The organism is Nitrospirota bacterium (genome assembly GCA_026387665.1).
GTDB lineage: Bacteria > Nitrospirota > Nitrospiria > Nitrospirales > Nitrospiraceae > Palsa-1315.
Genome location: JAPLLG010000008.1, coordinates 86,168 through 107,656 on the forward strand (window position 1 = coordinate 86,168; position 21,489 = coordinate 107,656).

At 57.9% G+C, this 21,489-nt stretch carries 12 protein-coding genes; 8 read left to right on the top strand and 4 right to left on the bottom strand.

Annotation, left to right across the window (positions count from 1 at the left end):
* Positions 1-36 precede the first annotated feature (36 nt).
* Positions 37-2,238 (bottom strand): glycoside hydrolase family 57 protein, encoded by a 2,202-nt coding sequence (locus NT179_07820; protein ID MCX5721919.1) that lies wholly within the window; start codon positions 2,236-2,238, stop codon positions 37-39.
* A 121-nt stretch (positions 2,239-2,359) separates the two neighbouring features.
* On the opposite strand from NT179_07820, the gene NT179_07825 reads away from it, so the two are divergent.
* The 6 genes from NT179_07825 (at position 2,360) to NT179_07850 (ending at position 11,115) form a co-directional block, all read left to right on the top strand.
* Positions 2,360-2,737, top strand: a complete 378-nt coding sequence (locus NT179_07825) for a VanZ family protein (GenBank protein ID MCX5721920.1) — start codon at positions 2,360-2,362, stop codon at positions 2,735-2,737.
* A gap of 321 nt (positions 2,738-3,058) precedes the next feature.
* A complete protein-coding gene (locus tag NT179_07830; GenBank protein ID MCX5721921.1) occupies positions 3,059-3,961 on the top strand; it encodes an HNH endonuclease in 903 nt (300 codons plus the stop codon).
* 122 nt (positions 3,962-4,083) lie between these two features.
* Positions 4,084-7,728: a Fic family protein gene (locus tag NT179_07835; GenBank protein ID MCX5721922.1), complete on the top strand. Its 3,645-nt coding sequence runs from the start codon at positions 4,084-4,086 to the stop codon at positions 7,726-7,728.
* A gap of 165 nt (positions 7,729-7,893) precedes the next feature.
* Positions 7,894-8,874, top strand: coding sequence for a hypothetical protein (locus tag NT179_07840; protein ID MCX5721923.1), 981 nt, complete (start codon positions 7,894-7,896; stop codon positions 8,872-8,874).
* A gap of 291 nt (positions 8,875-9,165) precedes the next feature.
* Positions 9,166-10,269: a phosphotransferase gene (locus NT179_07845; protein MCX5721924.1), complete on the top strand. Its 1,104-nt coding sequence runs from the start codon at positions 9,166-9,168 to the stop codon at positions 10,267-10,269.
* Between the two features lie 105 nt (positions 10,270-10,374).
* Entirely contained in the window at positions 10,375-11,115 is a 741-nt protein-coding gene (locus tag NT179_07850; protein MCX5721925.1) for an NDP-sugar synthase, read from the top strand.
* A gap of 222 nt (positions 11,116-11,337) precedes the next feature.
* On the opposite strand, the gene NT179_07855 is transcribed toward NT179_07850, so the two are convergent.
* The 3 genes from NT179_07855 to NT179_07865 all read right to left on the bottom strand — a co-directional run bounded on the left by NT179_07855 (position 11,338) and on the right by NT179_07865 (position 15,212).
* Positions 11,338-12,708: a sigma-54 dependent transcriptional regulator gene (locus NT179_07855; protein ID MCX5721926.1), complete on the bottom strand. Its 1,371-nt coding sequence runs from the start codon at positions 12,706-12,708 to the stop codon at positions 11,338-11,340.
* Between the two features lie 73 nt (positions 12,709-12,781).
* Positions 12,782-14,101 (bottom strand): DUF1015 domain-containing protein, encoded by a 1,320-nt coding sequence (locus NT179_07860; GenBank protein MCX5721927.1) that lies wholly within the window; start codon positions 14,099-14,101, stop codon positions 12,782-12,784.
* Between the two features lie 106 nt (positions 14,102-14,207).
* On the bottom strand, positions 14,208-15,212 hold the full coding sequence (locus NT179_07865; GenBank protein MCX5721928.1) for a polyprenyl synthetase family protein: 1,005 nt from the start codon (positions 15,210-15,212) through the stop codon (positions 14,208-14,210).
* Positions 15,213-15,457: 245 nt separating this feature from the next.
* Between NT179_07865 and gltB the strand changes: the two genes are divergently transcribed.
* Together gltB and NT179_07875 are read left to right on the top strand one after the other, a co-directional pair.
* Positions 15,458-19,975, top strand: a complete 4,518-nt coding sequence (gene gltB / locus NT179_07870; GenBank protein ID MCX5721929.1) for a glutamate synthase large subunit — start codon at positions 15,458-15,460, stop codon at positions 19,973-19,975.
* Positions 19,976-20,050: 75 nt separating this feature from the next.
* Entirely contained in the window at positions 20,051-21,487 is a 1,437-nt protein-coding gene (locus NT179_07875) for a glutamate synthase subunit beta (GenBank protein MCX5721930.1), read from the top strand.
* Positions 21,488-21,489: the final 2 nt, after the last annotated feature.

Consider the following 21,489-nt stretch of genomic DNA (forward strand, 5'->3'; position numbering starts at 1 on the left):
TCCGTTTCACGTTTCACCTTTTACCTTTCACGCCCATCACACGCGCCACAGATTGGCCTCAAAATCAGGACCAGGCACGAGGAAGGTCGCAGGCTTGTGGTGCGGGTAGCGCGCGACTTCCAGCCCATGCTCCATCACCAGAATGGTCATGTGGATTTCCTGTCCGGCTGTGAGCTGGAGGTCTGTGAACGGCACAGCCAGTTCGACAATGTTCCGGCAGCAGATCGATGGGGAAGGGCCGATTTCCTGCCAATGTCCGCTCGGCAACTTCCGCGAGAGCAAGAACTGGTTGGACCCTGACGGCGTAAGGGGAAAGGACAGGCTGTAGAGGTGTTCCGGTGTCTGGAGTTGCAGCTCGACCGTCAATCCTGCCTGGCGTGGTTGCGATTGCTCGTCCGGATCGAGCCGGAGATACAAGTGGTCAAGGCTCCAGCCGAAGTGTATAGCGGTCAGCACCCCTTCCGCTTTCCACATCGCGCCGAGCGGCGGCTGCGTGGTGATCCTGCCTGCGCCTCGCCATTCGAAAAAGCTGGTGACCAGCCCATCGATGGAGGGGCTTAGTAAGGCGAGAGGTTCGGTCACCTGGTCTGCCTCTGGCGCGCCGCGCGGGCGACAGATCGGCTGATTCAATAGGTCCGGCGGAGTCAGCCCTGCAATCGTCCAGACGTTGCGAAGGTGGGTTCGAAAGAGCCGATCGAACTCCTCGTTGTAGCCGCAATCGAAGTCGTCCCCGTACCACCAGAACCAATCGCTGCCTTCTGCGGCATAGAGTTCATCCCAGGCTGCCTGGGCTCGTTCCGGCGGGAGGGTGGCGGAAATCTCGGTGAGACGGGATCGCGTATGGCTGATCAGATCCCAGCCCCGATTGTCTTCCTGGTGGCCGATCCAGATCTTATAGTCCTGATTGATCCAGGAGCCTGAATGGAGGTGGCTGACCCGACGAGTGGCCGGAGCCGCTTCGAGCGCTTCGGAAATCGTGGCGGTGGTGGCGCGAACCGCGTCGCTATCGAGCGCGCCGGTCGAGCAGGCCTTATAGAGGAGCGAGAGAAACTGTTCGCCTCCTTCGTGGTAATGCTCCCAGGGATTTTCCCCGTCGAGCACAATCGCGATGGTGACCTGTTCCTGCAGCGTATCGTGAATGATCTGGCGGAGCCGGCGGAGAACATCGTCAGCTGCCATGTCGGGAGAGGTCTTGTGGTAGACGAACCCGAAGGCATCGGAGATCTCCCGGTCGCGAAACAATATCGTGACCTCTTGGCCCTCCGGCCCGACCGAGTAAGGCTGATAGAGATCCTGCTGCCGTTGCCACGGTTGCTGGGCCGCGTCGAGCGAGCGGGCGAGGATGCCCTCGTCGGTCGCCAGCCAGCGGAGTCCGACCTTCGGCAACAGCGGGATCAGCTCCGGGCAGACGGAACCCTCCGACGGCCAGAGGCCTACGGGGGGGAGACCGAATGTGGCGGTATGAAACTCGACCGCGCGGCGCAGCTGCGTTTCCGCATCGTCCGGCGCATGGAATCGCGCGGGGAGGGGGAGATCCGGCCTCGCTCGTCTGGTGAAGTCCGTATCGATGAGGAGCGGCAGGATCGGATGAAAGAAGGGCGTCGTCGTCAGCTCGATCTGTTCCCGCTCCAGCAGGCGCCGATAGAGCGGCACGATTTCCCTCACGGCGACGAGTTGGAGGGCCAAGACTTCTTGTTTGTCTTCTTCAGTGAAACCCCGGTTTTTCGCGCGGAGCGCAGCCAGGCGCGGATAGCGGCTGATGGCGCCGTAGCCGAACCAGGCGAGGTTGTGCCAGGTCTGTAGGTCGAGGAGATCCTGCGTGGAAAACTGCCGCGCCACCCGCTCCAAGTCGTGACCGGAGCTGTCGGCCCCTCGTTTGACGAGCAGTTCATGGTAGCGAGGGTAGGGGCGCACCATGGTGGCCCAATTGGCGGAGAAGAAATGGCGGACGAGAAAGGCCTTCTCTTCAGGACGGAGGTCCGCCGCCGGACGCTGCGCATGTTCCCAGAAGAGGTCGCGCACCGTTCCCGATCCAACTTCTTGCAACTGCCGCAGGAGCGAGGGGGTGAAGTTGAACGTGGCCTTGACCGTGGGAAACTTCTCCAGCACATAGGCCATGTCGTAATAGGCCTTGGTGGCATGAAGGCGCACCCAGGGCATACTGGCAGACCCCGCGACCGGGTCCGTGTAATAGGGCTGATGCATATGCCAGAGAAAACAGATGTGGGCAGTCTTCATGCTCAAGTGTTAAGGTTATCGAGAACTCAAAGTCAGTATGTCATAGAGGTAAAGGGCCTGCAATAAACAGAGAGATAGGCAAACGGTGCGTCACGTAGCTCGGCAAGGTGGGACGGTTCAGGTGTTGGGGTACTGGCTGCCGGTGGGGTTCTATGCCGGAGTCATTTTCTTTTTGTCGTCCCTGTCGCACCTGGAAGATGAACTGCCGTCGTTTTTGCTTCAAGAAGTCAGCGACAAGATTTTGCACGCGGTGGAGTATGGCATCTTGTCGTTCCTCTGCTACCGAGCGTTTCGCTGGGCCGCGGGGCCCGCTGCCGCTCGGCATGCAGTCCTGTTGGCGATTGTGACGGCTTCTGTCTATGGCCTCACGGACGAAGTGCATCAAGCCTTCGTGCCTCTCCGCAACGCGAGCTGGCAGGATTGGCTGGCCGATACGGTTGGCGCGGCGCTTGCCGCGGTGGGCGTCGGTCGAATTGTAAAGACCAGTGCATCGGGGTGAAGGTGGGTTCACGGTGAGAAGGGAATGTCCCCTTTTCTCAGTTCTGGTCGTCTCGTCCGGCGACTAGCAGGCTGAGGAAGACTATGTTGGGACGCGAGGTTTTCGGGAGTTTGCGCGTATGGCGTAACAGGAAGATATTCTTGCAGGATGATCAAAAAGGCCGTTCAGCAAGGCCGCAGGCGAGTCGAAACCGGAGGCGTACCCTCAGGGGTACGTTGAGGATTTCGATGAGCCGAGAACGAAGCTGGCGGACTTTTTCAGCATCCTGCTAGATGATATGGTTGAGTCCTTGGTTGCTTGGGCCTGTAAGGGAGAACGGTAATGCGCGATACGGAAGATACGAAACGACTCAAGTGGGTTTCAGAGGAACTGCAGAAAGAGCTCTCGCGACGGCTCGGCAGATTGATCCGTCTCCGGACCACGCTGCCGCTGAAACCGTCTCACACCAACGGGTGGCGTGTGGAGCTGGGATCGTTGGGACAGGGAGAGCCCAGATTAGAGATCTGGCACTGCGAATGGGCCGGGAAAAAAGATCAACGGCGAATTTGGTATGGCCTGTATGCCACGCAAGCAGAAAAGCTGCGGAAGAGAGTTGCCGCATTGCCAGAGTTCCTTCGGCCTGTGCGTCGGTTAAGCGAGAAGGACATGCGGCTCGCGACTGGCTCACGGTCGGACTATCTGCTCAAGAAACCGTTGGACCCTCGTGAATATGATTGCCCCTTCTATGAGGAATATGAAGAGAGTGGGAACGAGTATGCCTACTACGGGATGTATGATTCCGCCCTTCCAGAGAACGAGGAACAGGTGCTGGGCATCGTGACTCGCGCAACCAGATTTTTCGAGCAGGTCATCAAGAGCCAGCAGTTCGCGGCACGTTCACAGGAGAAAGAACACGAGGACGATTACGCGCAGATTGAAAACCGCCAAGTGGTGCAGCAGCACTTGGCCCGCGAACGGAGCCGCACGTTAGCGACGCAATGTCACAGGCGGGACAATTATCGGTGCCAGGTCTGTGAAATGACGTTTCGTGAGGTGTATGGGGACGTTGGGAAAGCCTACGCCGAAACGCATCACATCGTCCCCCTCAGCCGCCTGACGGACACAGTGGAATCGTCTCTCAATGATCTCGTCACAGTCTGTGCGAATTGCCACCGGATGCTGCACAAACTCGACGGAGGCGAAGAAGACCTGGCGAAGCTGAGAAGAATGCTGCACCGGCGATAAAGACCGGTCTTCACGATCTGCGTCTTACCTTTCACGGTCTCACAAAAGGTGGGGTGATTTCTTGCGGAGAAAGGGGTATTCTTCGGCGGCATCGAAACTGAAACGAAGAGTGACTGTCGGTTATGAGTCAAGCTCCTCCTATCGTTGCCACCCTCATCGACCGGTTCGAGCAGAACCGCGAATCCTACAAGAGCCAAGGTTACAACGAAACCCAAGTGCGCCGGGAGTTTCTCGATCCGTTCTTCGAGGCGCTTGGATGGGATGTCGCCAATAAGCAGGGCCACGCCGAGGCATACAAAGATGTCATCCATGAGGATGCCATCAAGATTGGCGGCAACACCAAAGCTCCAGACTATTGTTTTCGTATCGGCGGGGCGCGCAAATTTTTCCTCGAAGCCAAGAAACCCGCCGTTAATGTAAAAGACGAGATCAGCCCTGCCTATCAGCTCCGCCGCTATGCTTGGTCGGCCAAGCTCCCGTTGTCTATCCTGACAGATTTCGAGGAGTTCGCCGTCTACGATTGCCGGACGCGCCCGAATCCTTCCGATAAACCCAGTACCGGGCGCATTCTCTATCTCACCTATCGAGACTACCTGGAAAAATGGGACGAGATCGCCTCCATCTTTACAAAGGAGGCGGTGCTCAAAGGCTCCTTCGACAAGTATGCCATCTCCGATCGCAAGCGTGGGACGACCACCGTCGATGCGGAATTTCTGAAAGAGATCGAATCCTGGAGGGAAGCGCTCGCCAAGAACCTGGCGGTACGCAATCCCACACTCTCCGTCCACGAGCTGAACTTTTCTGTCCAGCGCACCATCGACCGTCTTATCTTTCTCCGTATCTGTGAAGATAGAGGAATTGAGCCTCCCGAGCAGCTTAGGCTCATCCTCAACCGCAAGAATATCTACGATCGGCTGCAAGCCGTCTACAAGCAAGCCGATGATCGCTATAACTCTGGCCTCTTTCACTTTCATGCTGAAAAGGACCGGGCCGAATCGCCTGACGACCTCACGCCCCGCCTGAAGATCGACGACACGGTCCTCAAAGACATCATCTCGCGTCTCTACTATCCCCAGAGCCCTTACGCATTCTCTGTCTTCCCCACCGAAATTCTCGGCCAGGTCTACGAGCAGTTTTTGGGCAAGGTCATCCGGCTCACAGCCGGGCATCAAGCAAAGGTGGAAGAGAAGCCGGAAGTAAAGAAAGCCGGCGGCGTCTATTACACGCCCGCGTATATCGTCGAGTACATCGTGAAGCATACGGTTGGAAGCTTGTGCGAAGGCAAAACGCCGGCACAGGTTGCCAAGCTGTATATTCTCGATCCCGCTTGCGGGTCAGGGTCGTTTCTACTCGGAGCATATAGCTACCTGCTGAATTGGCATCAGAAATGGTATGTCGAGCACGGCCCCGAGAAGCATCGGAAAGAACTGTTTAAGGGAATGGATGGGGACTGGCGACTTAAGACAGCCGAAAAACGGCGGATTCTTCTCAATAACATCTACGGGGTCGACATCGATAGCCAAGCGGTTGAAGTCAGCAAGCTCAGCCTTCTCCTGAAAGTCTTGGAGGGTGAGAACAAAGAGTCCATGCAGGAATTGTTATTCGGGAGAGTGCGCGCGCTGCCGGATCTCGGCCAGAACATCAAGTGCGGCAACAGCCTGATCGGGCCTGACTACTTCGCGGGGCAACTCATGCCGGACGATGAGGAGATGCGTCGCGTGAATCCGTTCGATTGGAAGGCCGAGTTTTCTGAGATCATGAAGGCTGGTGGTTTCGATGCCGTCATCGGCAATCCGCCCTGGGTCTCTCTCTCTGGGAAGTTCAAGAACGATGTCTTTCCAAAACCCCAAGTCGACTATCTAATAAATCATTTTCACGGAAACACGTACATGCCAAACATGTATGAGTACTTCGTGTCCCAAGGTCTCAACCTAACACGTGAACGAGGCTTCTTCAGTTTTATCGTTCCTGACCGGCTTGGTTTCAACAGTCAGTTCGTTCCTCTGAGAAACAGAATTCTTACCGAATCACGGATCGTGTCTTTGCTGTATAAGGCTCCTTTCTCTGGAGTAACTGCGGATACCCTTATTTTTGCTTTACAGAAAGGCAGGCCTGACTCGAACTCAGTTAAAATTTCCGAGTACAACAAGGCTGACATTTTACGACCTCAACACGAATTGCTGAGACAGCCCGCACACACCTTTGAGTACTTCGAGAGCGCAGACATTATGAAGGTTATCGCCGTCCTCGAAGAACCTTCCAGGACTATGCACGTCGGAGACCTATGCGACTCGACATCTGGCTTTGGAGGCAAGTCAGCGCTAATCCAGGAAATAAGGACGAACCCGAAGCAAATCCGAACCATGAAAGGTGACAGTATCGGAAGGTACCAGACAAAAACACTGTATTGGTTCGAGTTCAAACCGCAGAACATTACTGGTCGCACAACAGACACATTGAAACTCGGTGCTAAACGGAAAGTTCTTCTTCGGAAAACTGGCGATAAGATAATAGCCACGTATGATGATTCTGGAATCTTCCCAGAGCAGTCACTGTACTTTCTCTTTAATCCACATACTAAGATCGAGCTGAAATTTATTCTTGGTATCCTCAACTCAAAGCTTCTTGGCGTATACTATCAGGCACGATCCTTAACCAACCGCCGAAGCATTGCTCAAGTAAAGAAGGTAGACCTAGATCAGCTTCCCATTCCGCGGCTCAACCTGTTAGCTCCAGAACACTCAGCAAAGCATGACAGTATGGTGTCCTTAGTTGAGTGTATGTTGGACCTGCGCAGGCGGCTGGCCAATACCACACACCCTGACGACAAGACACGTCTCCAACGCCAGATCGACGCCACGGACCGAGAAATCGACCGTCTGGTCTATGACCTCTACGGCTTGACGGAAGAGGAGATTAAGATTGTCGAAGCGGCATCGGTTGCATCTTCATTAAAAGTGAAGGAAAATGACAGCCATGAATCAGAAACCAAACCAGACGATCGACCTCGCGCAAGCCGAGGTGAGGCTCAAGCAGTGGCGCAGCCAGCACAATACCCCGGCGAAGGTGGCGGCGGCACATCGGAAAGTCCTGCTGGAGCGAGTGAGCCAGTCCATGGCGTTCGAGAGTCAGCCGGTCAGTACGGATCGCCTCAAGATCCTGACGGCGATGCTGAAGGCCAAAGCGAGCTAGGCTCCACTCGCGAATTCGAGACCGCCGAAGGCCGCCTCTCCTATCAAGAGCTCTCTGAACACCTCGCCGTTCCGCTCGTTGCGATCTACGACGAAATTCTTCAGAGCAGGCCCGAACAGATCATTCTCACTTCTGAATGGCTGTGTGTCCGCCACAAGCGGCTCGCGGGTCATCTGTTCCCCGATTGGGCAGGCCGGTTCCGTGATGTGAATGTGCAGGTCGGCTCCCACACCCCACCGCCATACTACGAAGTGCCGATCCACATGCGGCAATTCTGCGACGATCTGAGCGTACGGCTGTTACATCTTAATCAGGAGTCGGTTGCGAACTGTGCAGAGCTTCTAGCCTGGGCCGACTGGCGCTTCCAATGGATTCATCCGTTCAAGGATTTTAATGGTCGAATTGGGCGCGTCCTGCTCGCAGCCATGCTCTATAAGCTCGGCCTTCCTCATGTAGAGACCGCACCGCCAGATCCTGAGGCACGGACTCAATATCTCGGTGCTTTGGGGGCTGCGGATCAAGGAGACCTTACGACACTAGCCGAACTGTGGATTCGACGATTTGTCGAGTTGTGATAAAAATCAAAGGTGAGGTGCCGGGCACTTCTTGGCTTTGTCTTTTTCTGCGAATAGCTCATGGGGAATCTATTGATGAACGGGTGTTAAGCCAAACAGTGCCCCTCAAGAGCGCTCCTCCTTATGTCTGCCACACACTCAAGATTCCCCAATAGAGTTCTTGTCTTGCCTAATACCAGATACTTTTTCGGGAAAGTACAAGCGCTGAGCGACTGTTGGAAAGTGATTCGTACATTTGATTGCGATGGGGTGGCTACCGTTTACATAACCTCAATGGGAACTTTTGGGTTCATATTCCCAGATTCAAGCGATTTGGCATCTATAGACGTTCTGAAATTTCATGGCCAAGGGATTGTGCCGGAAGAGGTAATGGAGGATGCCGACCGCATTCATGATTTGCAGGAAAAGCGTATGCTGTTTATCAATTTTGTCTCGGCGGCGTTCTTTGGAAGGGTTGCCGCCAAGGCACACACATCTCTCTCGGGCGCTCTCTATAACGGGCAAGATAGGATTACGGGCTTTGATATTGTGCAAGGCACAGTTTCCGTCCAATGGACAGAATTGATTAGTCGAGTCATAGAAGAAAAAGTGAATGCTCTCAATAATGGGAAGCATCTGAATTATTTCTTGGAGGAGAGCAGCATTGACGATGCCATCTCCTATGTCCGGCATGTTTTAGGGCGACAAAATGATTTTGAATATGCCGACTTGCAGTCATGTATGGTCATGAACTATCAAGCAGCCATACTTCATAATCAACAGCATGCTGCTGCAAGTTTGGCTCTGAATTTTTCAGTCATAGAGTCATTGGTGCGGGAAATATTTATGGCTTACGGGCTTGTCGCCAACAGCACAGTTAAGTCGTTCGCCACAAGGCAGCATAATGTTCCTCAAATATCAAAGGGTGCCTTTGATGATATGAAGGTTAGTGTCGCTGTGAAAGCGTTACATTCTGGCGGGTTGCTCGATGAGTATCTGTATCAGCGTCTTGTCAGCGCCCGTGCGAAGCGAAATGAGCTTATGCATAAAGGCGCAAGGATAAGCTCCAGAGATTCTGGCGAGTGTCAACCGTTAGTGCGCGATCTTTGGGCGTTTCTCATAGATGCACCTTTCGAGTTGGTGGCCGGTTGGTCTTACCGTCGCTGAGAAGAAAATTAAATTGAATTATGTTTCTCCAGGAAACCCATGGGGCGCGCAGGGGGTTATTGGTTGATGGTGCGCCTCACTCTATTGCAGATTGTCTTGCAGCGTGTATAGTTTCTTAATCTTCTCTTCCCTCTCCCATTGGGAGGGGCGTGAGGGTGACTCCAATTGCGGCCGTCGAACGAGCACATTCCTATCGTGCGCGTTCCGGGAGCACGGGAGTCGCCCTCACGTCCCTCCCTTTCCCATCCTGTTCGTGACAACCTCCCGATATCCCCGTATAATCCGCTATCTATGGCTACCACTGATCCTGTTGCACCGAAACAACCACCGACGTTACCGGACCGCACTCTTGTCGCTGCCACGGTCGAGGCCCGACTTCCCTTTCCGGGACAATTTAAATCCCTCACGCCCTTGGCTGGCGATGCGTCCAATCGCCGCTATTTCCGTATCGAATTGACCGGGCCAGATGTTCGCCCTGTGATTCTTATGCAGCTGGCCGAAGCCGAGGCTTTCAAGCAATCGGAAGAGGCTGTGAGCGGGGCAGCCCAGCAAGTCACCGAACTGCCGTTTTTGAACATCCTCTCCCATTTATCCAAAGCCGGTGTATCCGTGCCGAGCCTCTATCACTACGATCAGGTGGCGGGCCTGCTCTATCTCGAAGATTTCGGGGACCTCACTCTGTCGGAAGCCTGTCGTGAGGCGAGTGCGGAAGAGCTGGAGGCGCGCTATGCGCAGGCGGTCGATGCGCTCGTGGAGATGCAAGTGAAGGCCACCTCGCCGGCCGATCCCAACTGTCTGGCATTCCATCGCAGCTTCGATGTGCCGCTCCTCATGTGGGAGTTCGAACACTTCCTGGAATATGGGATCGATGTGCGGCAGGGCGCGCCGATGACCGACGAGGATCGCCGAGACATCCGCGGCGCCTTCGAGAAGGTCGCCAAATTGTTGGCGGGGGAGCCGCATGTCTTCGTCCACCGGGACTACCATTCACGCAATTTGATGGTGGATGGCGCGAGGTTGGGCGTGATCGACTTTCAGGATGCGCTGATGGGGCCTGCGACCTACGATCTGGCGTCGCTGCTGCGCGATGCGTATATCGAACTTGACGAGGCGCTGATCGACCGTCTGATCAACCGTTACCTCGATCAGATGGCGGCGCATCGGCAGGTCTGGACCAATCGGGTGGCCTTCCGCCGCCTGTTCGACTTGACAAGTATCCAGCGGAACCTCAAGGCGGCCGGGCGATTCGTCTATATCGACCGCGTCAAAGGCAATCCCAAATTCCTCGCCGATATCCCTCGCACGCTGGACTATGTCCGTCGCAATCTCCAGAAGTATCCCGAGCTGGAGCCGCTCCGGAAGCTTCTCGCCCGCTATGTTCCGGAATTGCAGTAGATAAGTAAAAAGTCAAAAGTAAAAAGTCAAAAGTTTGAGGGGGAGGGCGATGTTACTTTTACCTTTTACCTTGGTGCTTTTGACTTGCGCGCATGTGGAGTTGCCATGCGCGCGATGATCCTCGCAGCGGGCTTGGGGACTCGCCTGAGACCGCTGACCAACACGACTCCGAAGCCGCTCCTCCCCGTGGCTGGCACGCCACTGATTGTCTGGAACCTTTTGCTCCTGAAACGGCATGGGTTCCAGAATGTCGTCATCAATTTGCATCACCTCGGACCGATGATCGAGCAGGCGCTCGGCGACGGCTCTCGCTATGGGATGCGGATCGTCTACTCGTATGAGCCTGTGATTCTCGGCACGGGGGGCGGGCTCAAGCAGGCGGAGCCGCATTTCTCAGGGGAGCCGGTGCTGGTGCTGAACGGCGATACGTTGGTGGAGATTGATTTGGGGGCCTTGTGGACCTTTCACCTGCAGCGAAAAGCCGCAGCCACCTTGGTCTTGCGCAAAGATCCTGAGGCGGTACGGTGGGGGCTCGTGGAAATGGATTCGGATAACCGTATCGTCCGTATTACCGGCCGCGGAAAGTCGGAGTCCGGCCCAGTCCAGCCTCGCATGTTCGCCGGGATTCATATCCTCGATCCGCGCCTTCTGCGTGATGTGCCGCAAGGGAAGGAGTCTTCCATCATCGATGCCTATGTCGCGGCGATCCAGCGTGATGAGGTCGTGCTTGGGTACGATCATCAGGGCTACTGGTCCGACGTCGGCACTCCCGAGCATTATGCGCAAGCCGAACGGGATGCATTAACCGGCCTCATCACCCTCGCAACACGGCAGTTGCCTGCTTAGCAGGATGCTGAAAAGTGAGGTGGGGTAGCTGGACGGATCCCCGTGCTCGCGCAACGCGCGGCCTCAGAAGGCCCTCGTTGGACGCGCGCAGTTGGGATCATCCCAGCCACCCCGTAGTAAGTGATTGCTCGCCTGCGGCCTTGATGGACAGTCTTTTTGAGCATCCTGCTGGTGAGTTATCTTGCTGTGCCACACGTGCGGACTACTGAGCTCTGTCTAGCGCTATTGCTGCTCTTCTTTCATCTTTTGTTGTTTGATCAAGCGGGAGAGGTACGTGCGCTGAAGCTTGAGACGGTCTGCCGCTTTCGTTTGATTCCCCGCAGTATTTTTCAGCGCCTGCTCGATGATGTAGCGGCTGTGCGCGTCCATCGACTCATGGTAGGGGAACGAGAGATAGGCGAGTCGTTCGTCTTGCGCAGTTCGGCCCATGCCCTCCAGCGACAGCATATCCGGCTCGATGCTGTCCGACTGGTTCAAGATGACGGCCCGCGCGACAACGTTGTCCAGTTCGCGAATGTTTCCCGGCCAGCTGTAGCGGCTCATGGCTTCCATGGCCGCAGGGCTGAATAGTATCCCGGGCCGCTTCGCGTCCTTGGCATGTCGGTTCAGGAAAAACTTGGCGAGGGCCGGGAGGTCTTCGGGCCGTTCGCGGAGCGGGGGCATGGTCAGGCTGATGACGTTCAGCCTGAAAAAGAGGTCCTCACGGAACTCGCCGGTCTTGACCGCCAGACGGAGATCCTTGTTCGTCGCGGCGATGACCCGCACATTGATCGACACGAGGCGGGTGCCGCCGACGCGATGAAATTCCTTGTCTTGGAGCACGCGCAGCAGTTTGGCTTGCAGCGGGAGCGACATGTCTCCAATCTCGTCCAGGAAGACCGTGCCCCCGTCCGCCATTTCCAGTTTGCCCTTTTGCAGGCGATCCGCGCCGGTGAAGGCGCCTCGTTCATGCCCGAAGAGCTCGTTCTCGAGCAATGTTTCCGTGAGGGCGACGCAGTTGATGACCACCAGCGGCAGGGCTTGCCGCGGGCTCCATTGATGGATGGAACGGGCGAAGAGTTCCTTGCCCGTGCCGCTCTCCCCCAGTAACAATACGCTGGCGTCGGACTTGGCGGCTCGCTGGGCCGATTCCATCACCGAGCGGATTTTTGCGCTGGTGCCGATGATCGAGGCGTAGCGGCTGTCGACTTCGGACTTGAGGCAGGCCACTTGCCGTTTGAGGCTGTCCCGCTCCAGGGCTTTGCCGATGACGAGGAGGAGGTGGTCTTTATCCAGCGGCTTGGTGAGGAAGTCGTAGGCGCCGGTTTTCATGGCTTCGACGGCGGCATCGATCGACGCATGGGCGGTCATGACAACGACGGGGAGCTCTTCGGCTAGTTTGATTTTCGGGAGCCGCTTGAGGACTTCGAGGCCAGTGAGTCGGGGCATGTCCAGGTCGAGTAAGATGAGGTGCGGCGCTTCCTGTTCGATCCGCTCCAGCGCCTCGACCCCGTCGTGCGCGATCACGGTTCCGTAGCCGGAGGCCTGGAGGCGATCCTCCAGCATCGTGACAATATCGGGGTCGTCGTCGACGATGAGGATCTTGGCCTTCATGAGTGCCCCGTGAAACGTCAAACGTGAAACGCAGGCCTATGTGAACCGCACGCGGTGCTACCGTATTCCCCCGCTACTCCATGACGTTGATCACCAACCCGGTCAGCGGTTTCGGGAAGAAGTAGGTCGACTTATGGGGCATGCGTTCGCCAGCTGTCGCGACGGATTGCACTTCGCTGACCTTGGTGGGATTGAGGAGCAGGGCTCCCGTTCCCGTCCCCTTCGCCACCCAATCCAGCGCCTCATGATCGTCTTTGGTATAGAGGATCGCTTCTTGTTCCTGCTGCGTCTGGCAGAGCTTCGTGACGACCAGTTGCTGGAGGAGCGAGACATCCAGCTTGGTGCGAGGCGATGCGGATGCCGGCGGACGATGGGCCGGCTTGAGGGTCAGCGTGAGGTAGGCGTCTTTCCCCTTCAGCGCCAGGCCGAACATCGGCACGGTGCGGCCGTTGGTGCGCAAGGATTCGATGAATTGCGCGCGCACCGCTGCCTGGGTTCCCGCAGTAAAGGAGAATTCTTGTAGCTCGAATTGGTCGGCCAGGATGGCTCGCACCTTGTCGTAGGAGGGGAGCGGCGTGGTGACGACCCGATGGGTCGGCAGCACGGTGAGTCCCGGATCTTCAAGGGCGGCGAGCAACATCATCACGCCGTCGTAGGGCTGGTGGCCGACCGGCGCGCCTGCTTGCTGGCGGCGGAGCTTCTGATAGTTCAAGGCGGTCTCGTAACGATGGTGGCCGTCTGCGATAAACAACGGCTTCGTGCGCAGCGCTTCGACGGCTTGCTTCAAGACGCTCTGATCCGTCACAGCCCACAGCTGTTGCCGGAATCCCTCGTCATCGCGAAAATCGATATGGGCCGGTTTCCCTTTGATTTCCGCTTCGAGCAGCCCCATGACCGTGTTGTGGGGGTCCGAGTAGAGGGACCAGATGGGGCTGAAGTTGGTTTTGCAGGCTTCGAGCAGATTCAGCCGATCGGTCTTGGCGGCCGAGCGGGTGTTTTCGTGCGGATAGATATGTCCGGAGTCGAGCGCTTCCAATTTGACAGTGGCGATAAAGCCCTTGAGGGTCTTCGTCGGCGCGCTGGCTGGCGCATAGGGCGGCGCATATTCGATCGTGTGGTAGTAAATCGTCGGCTGCGCGTCGCGTTTCAAGGCCCCGCTCTTGAGCCAGTCTTGCAGGGTGGCTGCGGCTCGCGTGTAACGGTTGTTTGTGGGGCCGTCGCCTGGCTGATCGAGGCCGAGCTCCAGTCTGATGATGTTCTGCGGATGGCGTTCGTACAGCGCCTTCTGGCCGGCTGCATCGATGATGTCGTAGGGCGGCGCCACGACCTGTTTGACGTCTCCCACTACCTTCGCGTCATACACCGTACCGTGAAACGGAATAATCGTCGACATCGCGTCATCCTCTGCTGCGTAAGTGATGGAGGTAGTTGGCGTTCAACTACCGAAAGAGACAGATCGTGGCTCCCGGCTCTTCCCTGGAGGCAGGCGGGGGGCCCATCTATCGGTCGCGGGTCACCATATAATCGGCAGCCACCGAGAGGGCTCGTTTGGCTGTACAGTCTTCGAACAGGCTGAGATCTCGTTGGGCTTCGTCGATGTAGGATCGTGCGCGGTCTGCGGCGTAGGCGATCGAGCCAGCGTCGTTCATCAGGCGAATGAGCCGCGCGAGGTCTTCCTCCGTCAGGGTTCTGGTTTCCATGCGGTCGATGATCATTCGCTTGTCCTGCTCCGAGCAATGGTGCAGCAGATGAAGCAGCGGCAACGTGGCCTTGCCCTGGCGGAGATCCTGTCCCAGGGTTTTGCCCAACCGTTCGCCGTTGGCCGTGTAGTCGAGCGTGTCGTCGGCCACTTGAAAGGCGATTCCCAGATGCTGGCCGAATTGGAACAGCGCATCCTGCTGCGCTTCCGAGGCGTCCGCGAGAATGGCGCCCATGCGACAGGCGGCGGCAATCAGGCCAGCCGTCTTGTGTTCCACAATCTTGAAGTAGTCCGTCTCCAGCATGGCGGGGTTGCCGTTGTAATAGAGCTGGAGCACTTCGCCTTCCGCCATCTTCTTGCAGGCGTCGGAGAGCACTTCGTTGATGCCCTGGTTCCGGAAGTCGACGACCTGGCAGATGGCTTTGGAATAGAGGTAGTCGCCGACGAGGATACTGATTTGGTTGCCCCAGACTTTTCTGGCGGTTCGCTGGCCCCGGCGGATATCGGCATCGTCGACCACGTCGTCGTGGAGCAGGGTGGCGGTATGGATGAACTCCACCAGACTGCCGAGTTGGTGATGGTCGCGACCGGTATAGCCGCAGAGACGGGCGGAGAGCAGGAGGAGTAGAGGTCTAATTCGTTTCCCGCCGCTGTTCAGGATGTGGCCGGCGACGGTATTGACGAGCGCCACGCTGGAATCGAGGTTCGCCCGGACCTGACACTCCACCCCGTCCAATTCATCGCGGTACGCCTCCCAGACGTCCGCCATGTTGTTGATAGTGGAGGTGATTGGGCCTTGGGACATGCGGCGGATGGTAGGGCAGAGGGGGAAACAAAGTCAAGCCAATCACCCCTTTGGGGGGCCTGCCGCTATGGGGCCTCTGTGCAAGCGAAAATCTTGACAGAGGAATCGTGCTTCTATTAAGGTGGGCGGAGCTGATACGAACGGAATAAGCCTTGTGAGTGACGGGGTTATCCATCCCGATCGCCTCTCTGGTGTAGCCTCCGTCCAGTAGCCTAAACGCCTACCTTTTTAACGAGATACGAACGATGAGCATCCCCGGGCTTCCACCGAAGCAAGGCCTCTACGACCCTGAACAGGAGAAGGACTCCTGCGGCGTCGGCTTTGTCGTCAACATCAAGGGGCAGAAATCCCATACGATCGTGCAGCAGGGGCTGCAGATCCTTGAAAGCCTCAGTCACCGAGGAGCGCAGGGTTGCGACCCCTGCACGGGAGACGGAGCCGGGATTCTGCTGCAAGTGCCGCACGACTTTCTCAAGCGAGCCGCCGGCGATGTCGGGGTGGCCCTGCCTGCCGCCGGGGAATATGGCGTCGGGATGCTGTTTCTCCCGCCCCAGGCCGATGCTCGGCAACAGTGCGAGGCGCTGGTTGGCAGAATTATCGGCGAGGAGGGCGCGCGGCTCTTGGGTTGGCGCGATGTGCCGGTCAAGAGCGATGCGATCGGCCCCGTGGCGCGCAGCACCGAGCCCTTCATGCGGCAGCTGTTCATCGCTCGCGACGTCCTCAATGAAGCGCAGTTCGAGCGGAAGCTCTATGTCATTCGCAAACGGGTGGAAAACGCCATCCGCCAGTCGGCCATTCAGGGGCGCGATTACTTCTACATTTCGAGCCTGTCGGCCAACACTATCGTCTACAAAGGGCTCTTGCTCCCCCACCAGATGGCGGCCTATTACCAGGACTTGGGCGATACGAGTTTGACGAGCGCGCTGGCCCTCGTGCATTCCCGTTTCAGCACGAACACCTTCCCCACCTGGCCCCTGGCACATCCCTATCGCTACATTTGCCATAACGGCGAGATCAACACGCTGAAGGGCAACGTGAATTGGATGCGCGCCAGACAGGGCCGGCTCAATTCCGAATTGTTCGGTGAGGATCTGGCCAAACTCTATCCGATCGTGTCCGAGCAGCAGAGCGACTCGGCTTGCCTGGATAATGCCGTGGAGTTCCTGACCATGGGCGGCCGCTCCCTGCCGCACGTGATGATGATGTTGATTCCCGAGCCCTGGGTCGCGAATCCGCACATGGATCTCGACCGGCGGGGCTTCTACGAGTACCACGCGGCGATGCAGGAGCCCTGGGACGGTCCCGCGGCGGTCTGTTTTACCGACGGCAAGTTTATCGGCGCGACGCTCGACCGCAACGGGTTGCGGCCCTGCCGCTATCAAGTGACGACGGACGGTCTGGTGATCCTGGCTTCGGAAGCCGGCGTGTTGCCGATGGATGTCCAGAAGATCCGGCAGAAGGGCCGTCTCATGCCGGGTCGGATGTTCATGGTCGATACGGTGCAAGGGCGCATCATCGACGACGAGGAAGTGAAGTCCGAGATCGCGAGCCGCAAGCCCTACCGGTCCTGGGTCACGCAATATAGAATTTCGCTCGACGAATTGCCCGATCCCAGCAATGTGCCGCAGCCGGACCACCCGACGATCCGCCAGCGCCAGCAGGCCTTTGGCTACACCGTCGAAGAGTTGAAGATGGTCATCATGCCCATGCTGGTGGAGGGGCAGGAAGCCACTTCGTCGATGGGCACGGATACGCCCCTGGCGGTGCTCTCCGATCGGCCGCAACTGCTTTTCAAGTATTTCCGGCAGCTCTTTGCCCAGGTGACCAATCCGCCGATCGATCCGATCCGCGAAGAACTGGTCATGTCGCTCACGACCAGCATCGGGCCCAAGCCTAATCTGATGGACGAGCATCCGGAGTCCTGCCGTCGGATCAGAGTGAAACAGCCGATTCTGACCAATGCCGATCTCCAGAAGATTCGCGAGATCGCCGATCCGCATTTCAAGAGCAAGACGCTCAAGATGCTGTTCCGGGTCGCCGAGGGGCCGGAGGGGCTCGGGGCGGCGGTCGAGGGGCTCTGCAGGGAGGCGTCCCAGGCCATTAAAGAAGGGTACAAGTTCCTGATCTTGAGCGACCGCGGGGTCAACGAAGAATGGGCGCCGATTCCGAGTCTCCTCGGCATCGCCTCCGTCCACCATCACCTGGTGCGCGACTGCACGAGGACCGAAGTCGGCCTCATCGTGGAAACCGGCGAACCGCGCGACGTGCATCACTTCGCGGCGCTGATCGGTTACGGGGCCGGGACCGTGAATCCCTACCTCGTCTTCGAGTCGATCGTGGATATGGAGCGGGACGGCTACTTCCCCGAAGGCTTGGACGCGCAGACAGCGGAAGGCAAGTTCATCAAGGCGATCAATAAGGGGCTGCTCAAGATCTTCTCGAAGATGGGTATCTCGACGGTGCAATCCTACTGCGGTGCGCAGATCTTCGAAGCCATCGGATTGAATCACGAACTCATCGACCGGTACTTCACTGGCACGCCGTCGCGCGTGGAAGGGATCGGCATCCGCGAGGTCGGCGACGAGACGCTTCGGCGGCATCGCACGGCCTATGAGCCGGCGCCGATCCGGCAGCTCGATTTCGGCGGGGAGATCCATTACCGGATCCAGGGCGAACGCCACAACTGGAATCCCGACACGATTTACAAGCTGCAGCATGCGACGAGAAATAACGATCCGAAGACCTTTGCGGAGTTTTCCCAGCTGGTGAACGACGAGAGCAAGCGGCGCGCGAATCTGCGAGGACTGCTCGAGTTTAAGTTCCTGCCGGAGCCTATCCCGCTTGAAGAAGTGGAATCGGCGAAGGAGATCGTCAAGCGGTTCACGACCGGCGCCATGTCCTTCGGCTCGATCAGCAAGGAAGCGCACGAGACTTTGGCCATCGCGATGAACCGCCTGGGCGCCAAGAGCAACACCGGCGAGGGCGGGGAAGACCCGGAGCGGTTTACGCCGTTGCCCAACGGCGATTCCAAGAACAGCTATATCAAGCAGGTGGCTTCCGCGCGGTTCGGCGTCACGAGCCATTACCTGGTGAATGCGAAAGAATTGCAGATCAAGATGGCGCAGGGCGCGAAGCCGGGCGAGGGCGGGCAGTTGCCGGGCCATAAAGTCGATGAGAACATTGCGCGGTTCCGGTATGCCACGCCTGGCGTGCAGCTCATTTCGCCGCCGCCGCACCACGATATCTATTCCATCGAAGATCTGGCGCAGCTCATTTTTGATTTGAAGAATTCCAATCCGGACGCGGCGGTCTCGGTCAAACTCGTCTCGGAAGTGGGCGTCGGCACGATTGCGGCAGGAGTGGCGAAGGCCCATGCGGACAAGGTTCTCATCAGCGGCGACTCCGGCGGCACCGGCGCTTCTCCGCTTTCGTCCATCAAGTATGCGGGCGGGCCGTGGGAACTGGGCCTGGCCGAAACGCATCAGACCCTCGTGCTCAATGATTTGCGTGGCCGCATCCGGGTGGAAACGGACGGACAGCTGAAGACCGGGCGCGACGTGGCGATCGCCACACTTTTGGGCGCCGAGGAATACGGGTTTGCGACCGCACCCTTGATCGTCGAGGGTTGCATCATGATGCGAAAATGCCACCTCAATACCTGTCCGGTCGGCATTGCGACTCAGGACCCGGCCTTGCGTAAGAAATTCTCCGGGCAGCCGGAACATATCGTGAATTTCTTTTTCTTCATTGCGGAAGAACTGCGCGAGATCATGGCCAAGCTGGGCTTCCGGACCATCAACGAGATGGTCGGGCGCGTGGATAAATTGAAAGCTCAAAAGGCCGTCGACCATTGGAAGGCCAAGGGGCTGGATCTCTCTCCGCTCTTGCAAGCGCCCAAGGTGGGGCCGGAGATTGCCCGTTATTGCGTGCAGAAGCAGGACCATGGCCTCGCGGACGTGCTCGATAATAAGTTGATCGAACTTTGCAAGTCGGCGTTGGAGAAGAAAGAAAAAGTCACGCTCGATCTGCCCATCCGAAATGTGAACCGCACGGTCGGGACGATGCTGTCCAGCCGCGTGGCGAAACAGTACGGGCTTGAGGGTTTGCCGGACGATACCATCACGATCAAGTTCTCCGGTTCCGCCGGCCAGTCCTTTGGCGCATTCCTGTCCCGTGGCATCACGCTCATTCTTGAGGGCGAGTCCAACGACTATCTGGGCAAGGGGCTGTCGGGAGGAAAGATTGTCGTCTTCCCGCCGAAGCAGGCGCTCTACAAGCCGGAAGAGACGATTCTCATCGGCAACACCTCGCTCTATGGCGGGACGCAGGGCGAGGCCTATTGTTACGGCATGGCAGGCGAGCGGTTTGCGGTGCGGAACAGCGGGGTCAGGGCAGTCGTCGAAGGCACGGGCGATCACGGCTGCGAATATATGACCGGCGGAGTCGTCGTTGTCTTGGGCCGAACAGGCCGGAACTTTGCGGCGGGCATGTCAGGCGGCATGGCTTTCGTGCTGAACGAACTGGACAAGTTCCCCGCTCGCTGCAACCTCGGCATGGTGGAATTGGAAAAGGTGACGACGGCAGAAGACAAGAAGCTGCTGCATCAGATGATCACGTCGCACTTCATGCATACCGGTAGCCGGAACGCGAAACGCATCCTCGATAGCTGGGAGGCGATTCTGCCGAAGTTCGAGAAGGTGATGCCGGTGGACTATAAGCGCGTGCTGGAAGAACGGAAGAAGAAAGCGGCTGCGATCAAATAAAACGTGAAACGTCGTTCGTGAAACGTGAAGCGTTTTGCGAGGGACGAGAGACGAACGACGAGAGACGAGTACAGAATGGGTGATCCAAAAGGTTTCATGAAGTATGCCCGCGAGGGCCCCAAGCGGAAACCGGTCGAGCTGAGGGTGCTCGAGTGGAAGGAAATGTACGAGCCGCTGGCCGAGGACAAGCTCAAGGTCCAGGGTGCGCGCTGCATGGATTGCGGTGTGCCCTTCTGCCAGGGTACGACTGGCTGCCCGGTCGTGAATCTGATCCCCGAATGGAACGATCTGGTCTATCGCGGCCGCTGGAACGACGCGCTCAAGGCGCTCCATACGACGAATAACTTTCCCGAGTTTACCGGCCGCCTCTGCCCGGCGCCCTGCGAAGGGGCTTGCGTGCTCGGCATCAACTCAGACCCGGTCTCCATCAGAATTCTCGAATGGAACATCATCGACCGTGGTTTCAATGAAGGCTTGGTCGAGCCGATCCTGCCTGTCACGAATACGGGGAAGACTGTCGCGATTGTCGGGTCAGGCCCGGCTGGTTTGGCCGCCGCGCAGCAGCTGGCCCGCGCCGGCCATCGTGTGACGGTGTTCGAGAAGTCCGACCGTATCGGCGGCCTGCTCCGCTACGGCATCCCTGACTTCAAGATGGAAAAATGGGTCATCGACCGGCGGCTGGACCAGATGAAGGCCGAAGGGGTGGAGTTCAAGACCGGTGTGACGATCGGGCAAGACATGACGGGCGAACAGTTGCGCCAGCAGTTCGATGCGGCCGGTCTCTCCATGGGCGCGGAGCAGGCTCGTGAATTGCCGATTCCAGGCCGCGAACTCAAGGGCGTGCATCTCGCGATGGAATTCCTTGCGCAGCAGAACAAGCGCAATGCCGGAATCTCCATCACGAAGGAGCCGATCACGGCCAAGGGCAAGCGCGTCGTCATCATCGGCGGCGGCGACACCGGGTCCGATTGCCTGGGAACGGCGCATCGGCAGGGTTGTGTCGACGCGCATCAGTTCGAATTGCTGCCGGAGCCGCCTCCGACCCGCGCCGATTCGACGCCTTGGCCGCTCTGGCCCATGCAGCTCCGCACGTCGCATGCGCATGAAGAAGGCTGTGACCGTCAATGGAGTGTCTCGACCACCAAGTTCACCGGCCACAATGGCCAGGTGACGAAGCTCCATGCCAATCGGGTGAAGTTCGAAGGCGGCAAGTTCACGCCGATCCCCGGTAGCGACTTCGAGCTGGATGTCGATCTGGTTCTGCTCGCGATGGGGTTTACCGGCCCAGTGAAGAACGGCCTGTTGGACAGCCTCGGGGTGAAGTACGACGCACGTGGCGCAGTGGCCGTGGACGATAACTTCATGACCAGCCTCGACGGGATCTTTGCCAGCGGCGACACCAAGCGAGGCCCTTCGCTCATCGTCTGGGCCATCGCCGAAGGGCGTAAGATGGCGGCGGGCATCGATCAATACTTGCGCGCTGGACAATCCGCGAAGAAATCCGCTTCTTAGTA

Excerpts from the sequence above, each read along its gene's own strand:
- NT179_07820 (MCX5721919.1), bottom strand. The coding sequence starts at position 2,238 with ATGAAGACTGCCCACATCTGTTTTCTCTGGCATATGCATCAGCCCTAT.
- NT179_07830 (MCX5721921.1), top strand. The coding sequence starts at position 3,059 with ATGCGCGATACGGAAGATACGAAACGACTCAAGTGGGTTTCAGAGGAA.
- NT179_07835 (MCX5721922.1), top strand. The coding sequence starts at position 4,084 with ATGAGTCAAGCTCCTCCTATCGTTGCCACCCTCATCGACCGGTTCGAG.
- NT179_07845 (MCX5721924.1), top strand. The coding sequence starts at position 9,166 with ATGGCTACCACTGATCCTGTTGCACCGAAACAACCACCGACGTTACCG.
- NT179_07850 (MCX5721925.1), top strand. The coding sequence starts at position 10,375 with ATGCGCGCGATGATCCTCGCAGCGGGCTTGGGGACTCGCCTGAGACCG.
- NT179_07855 (MCX5721926.1), bottom strand. The coding sequence starts at position 12,708 with ATGAAGGCCAAGATCCTCATCGTCGACGACGACCCCGATATTGTCACG.
- NT179_07860 (MCX5721927.1), bottom strand. The coding sequence starts at position 14,101 with ATGTCGACGATTATTCCGTTTCACGGTACGGTGTATGACGCGAAGGTA.
- NT179_07865 (MCX5721928.1), bottom strand. The coding sequence starts at position 15,212 with ATGTCCCAAGGCCCAATCACCTCCACTATCAACAACATGGCGGACGTC.
- gltB (MCX5721929.1), top strand. The coding sequence starts at position 15,458 with ATGAGCATCCCCGGGCTTCCACCGAAGCAAGGCCTCTACGACCCTGAA.
- NT179_07875 (MCX5721930.1), top strand. The coding sequence starts at position 20,051 with ATGGGTGATCCAAAAGGTTTCATGAAGTATGCCCGCGAGGGCCCCAAG.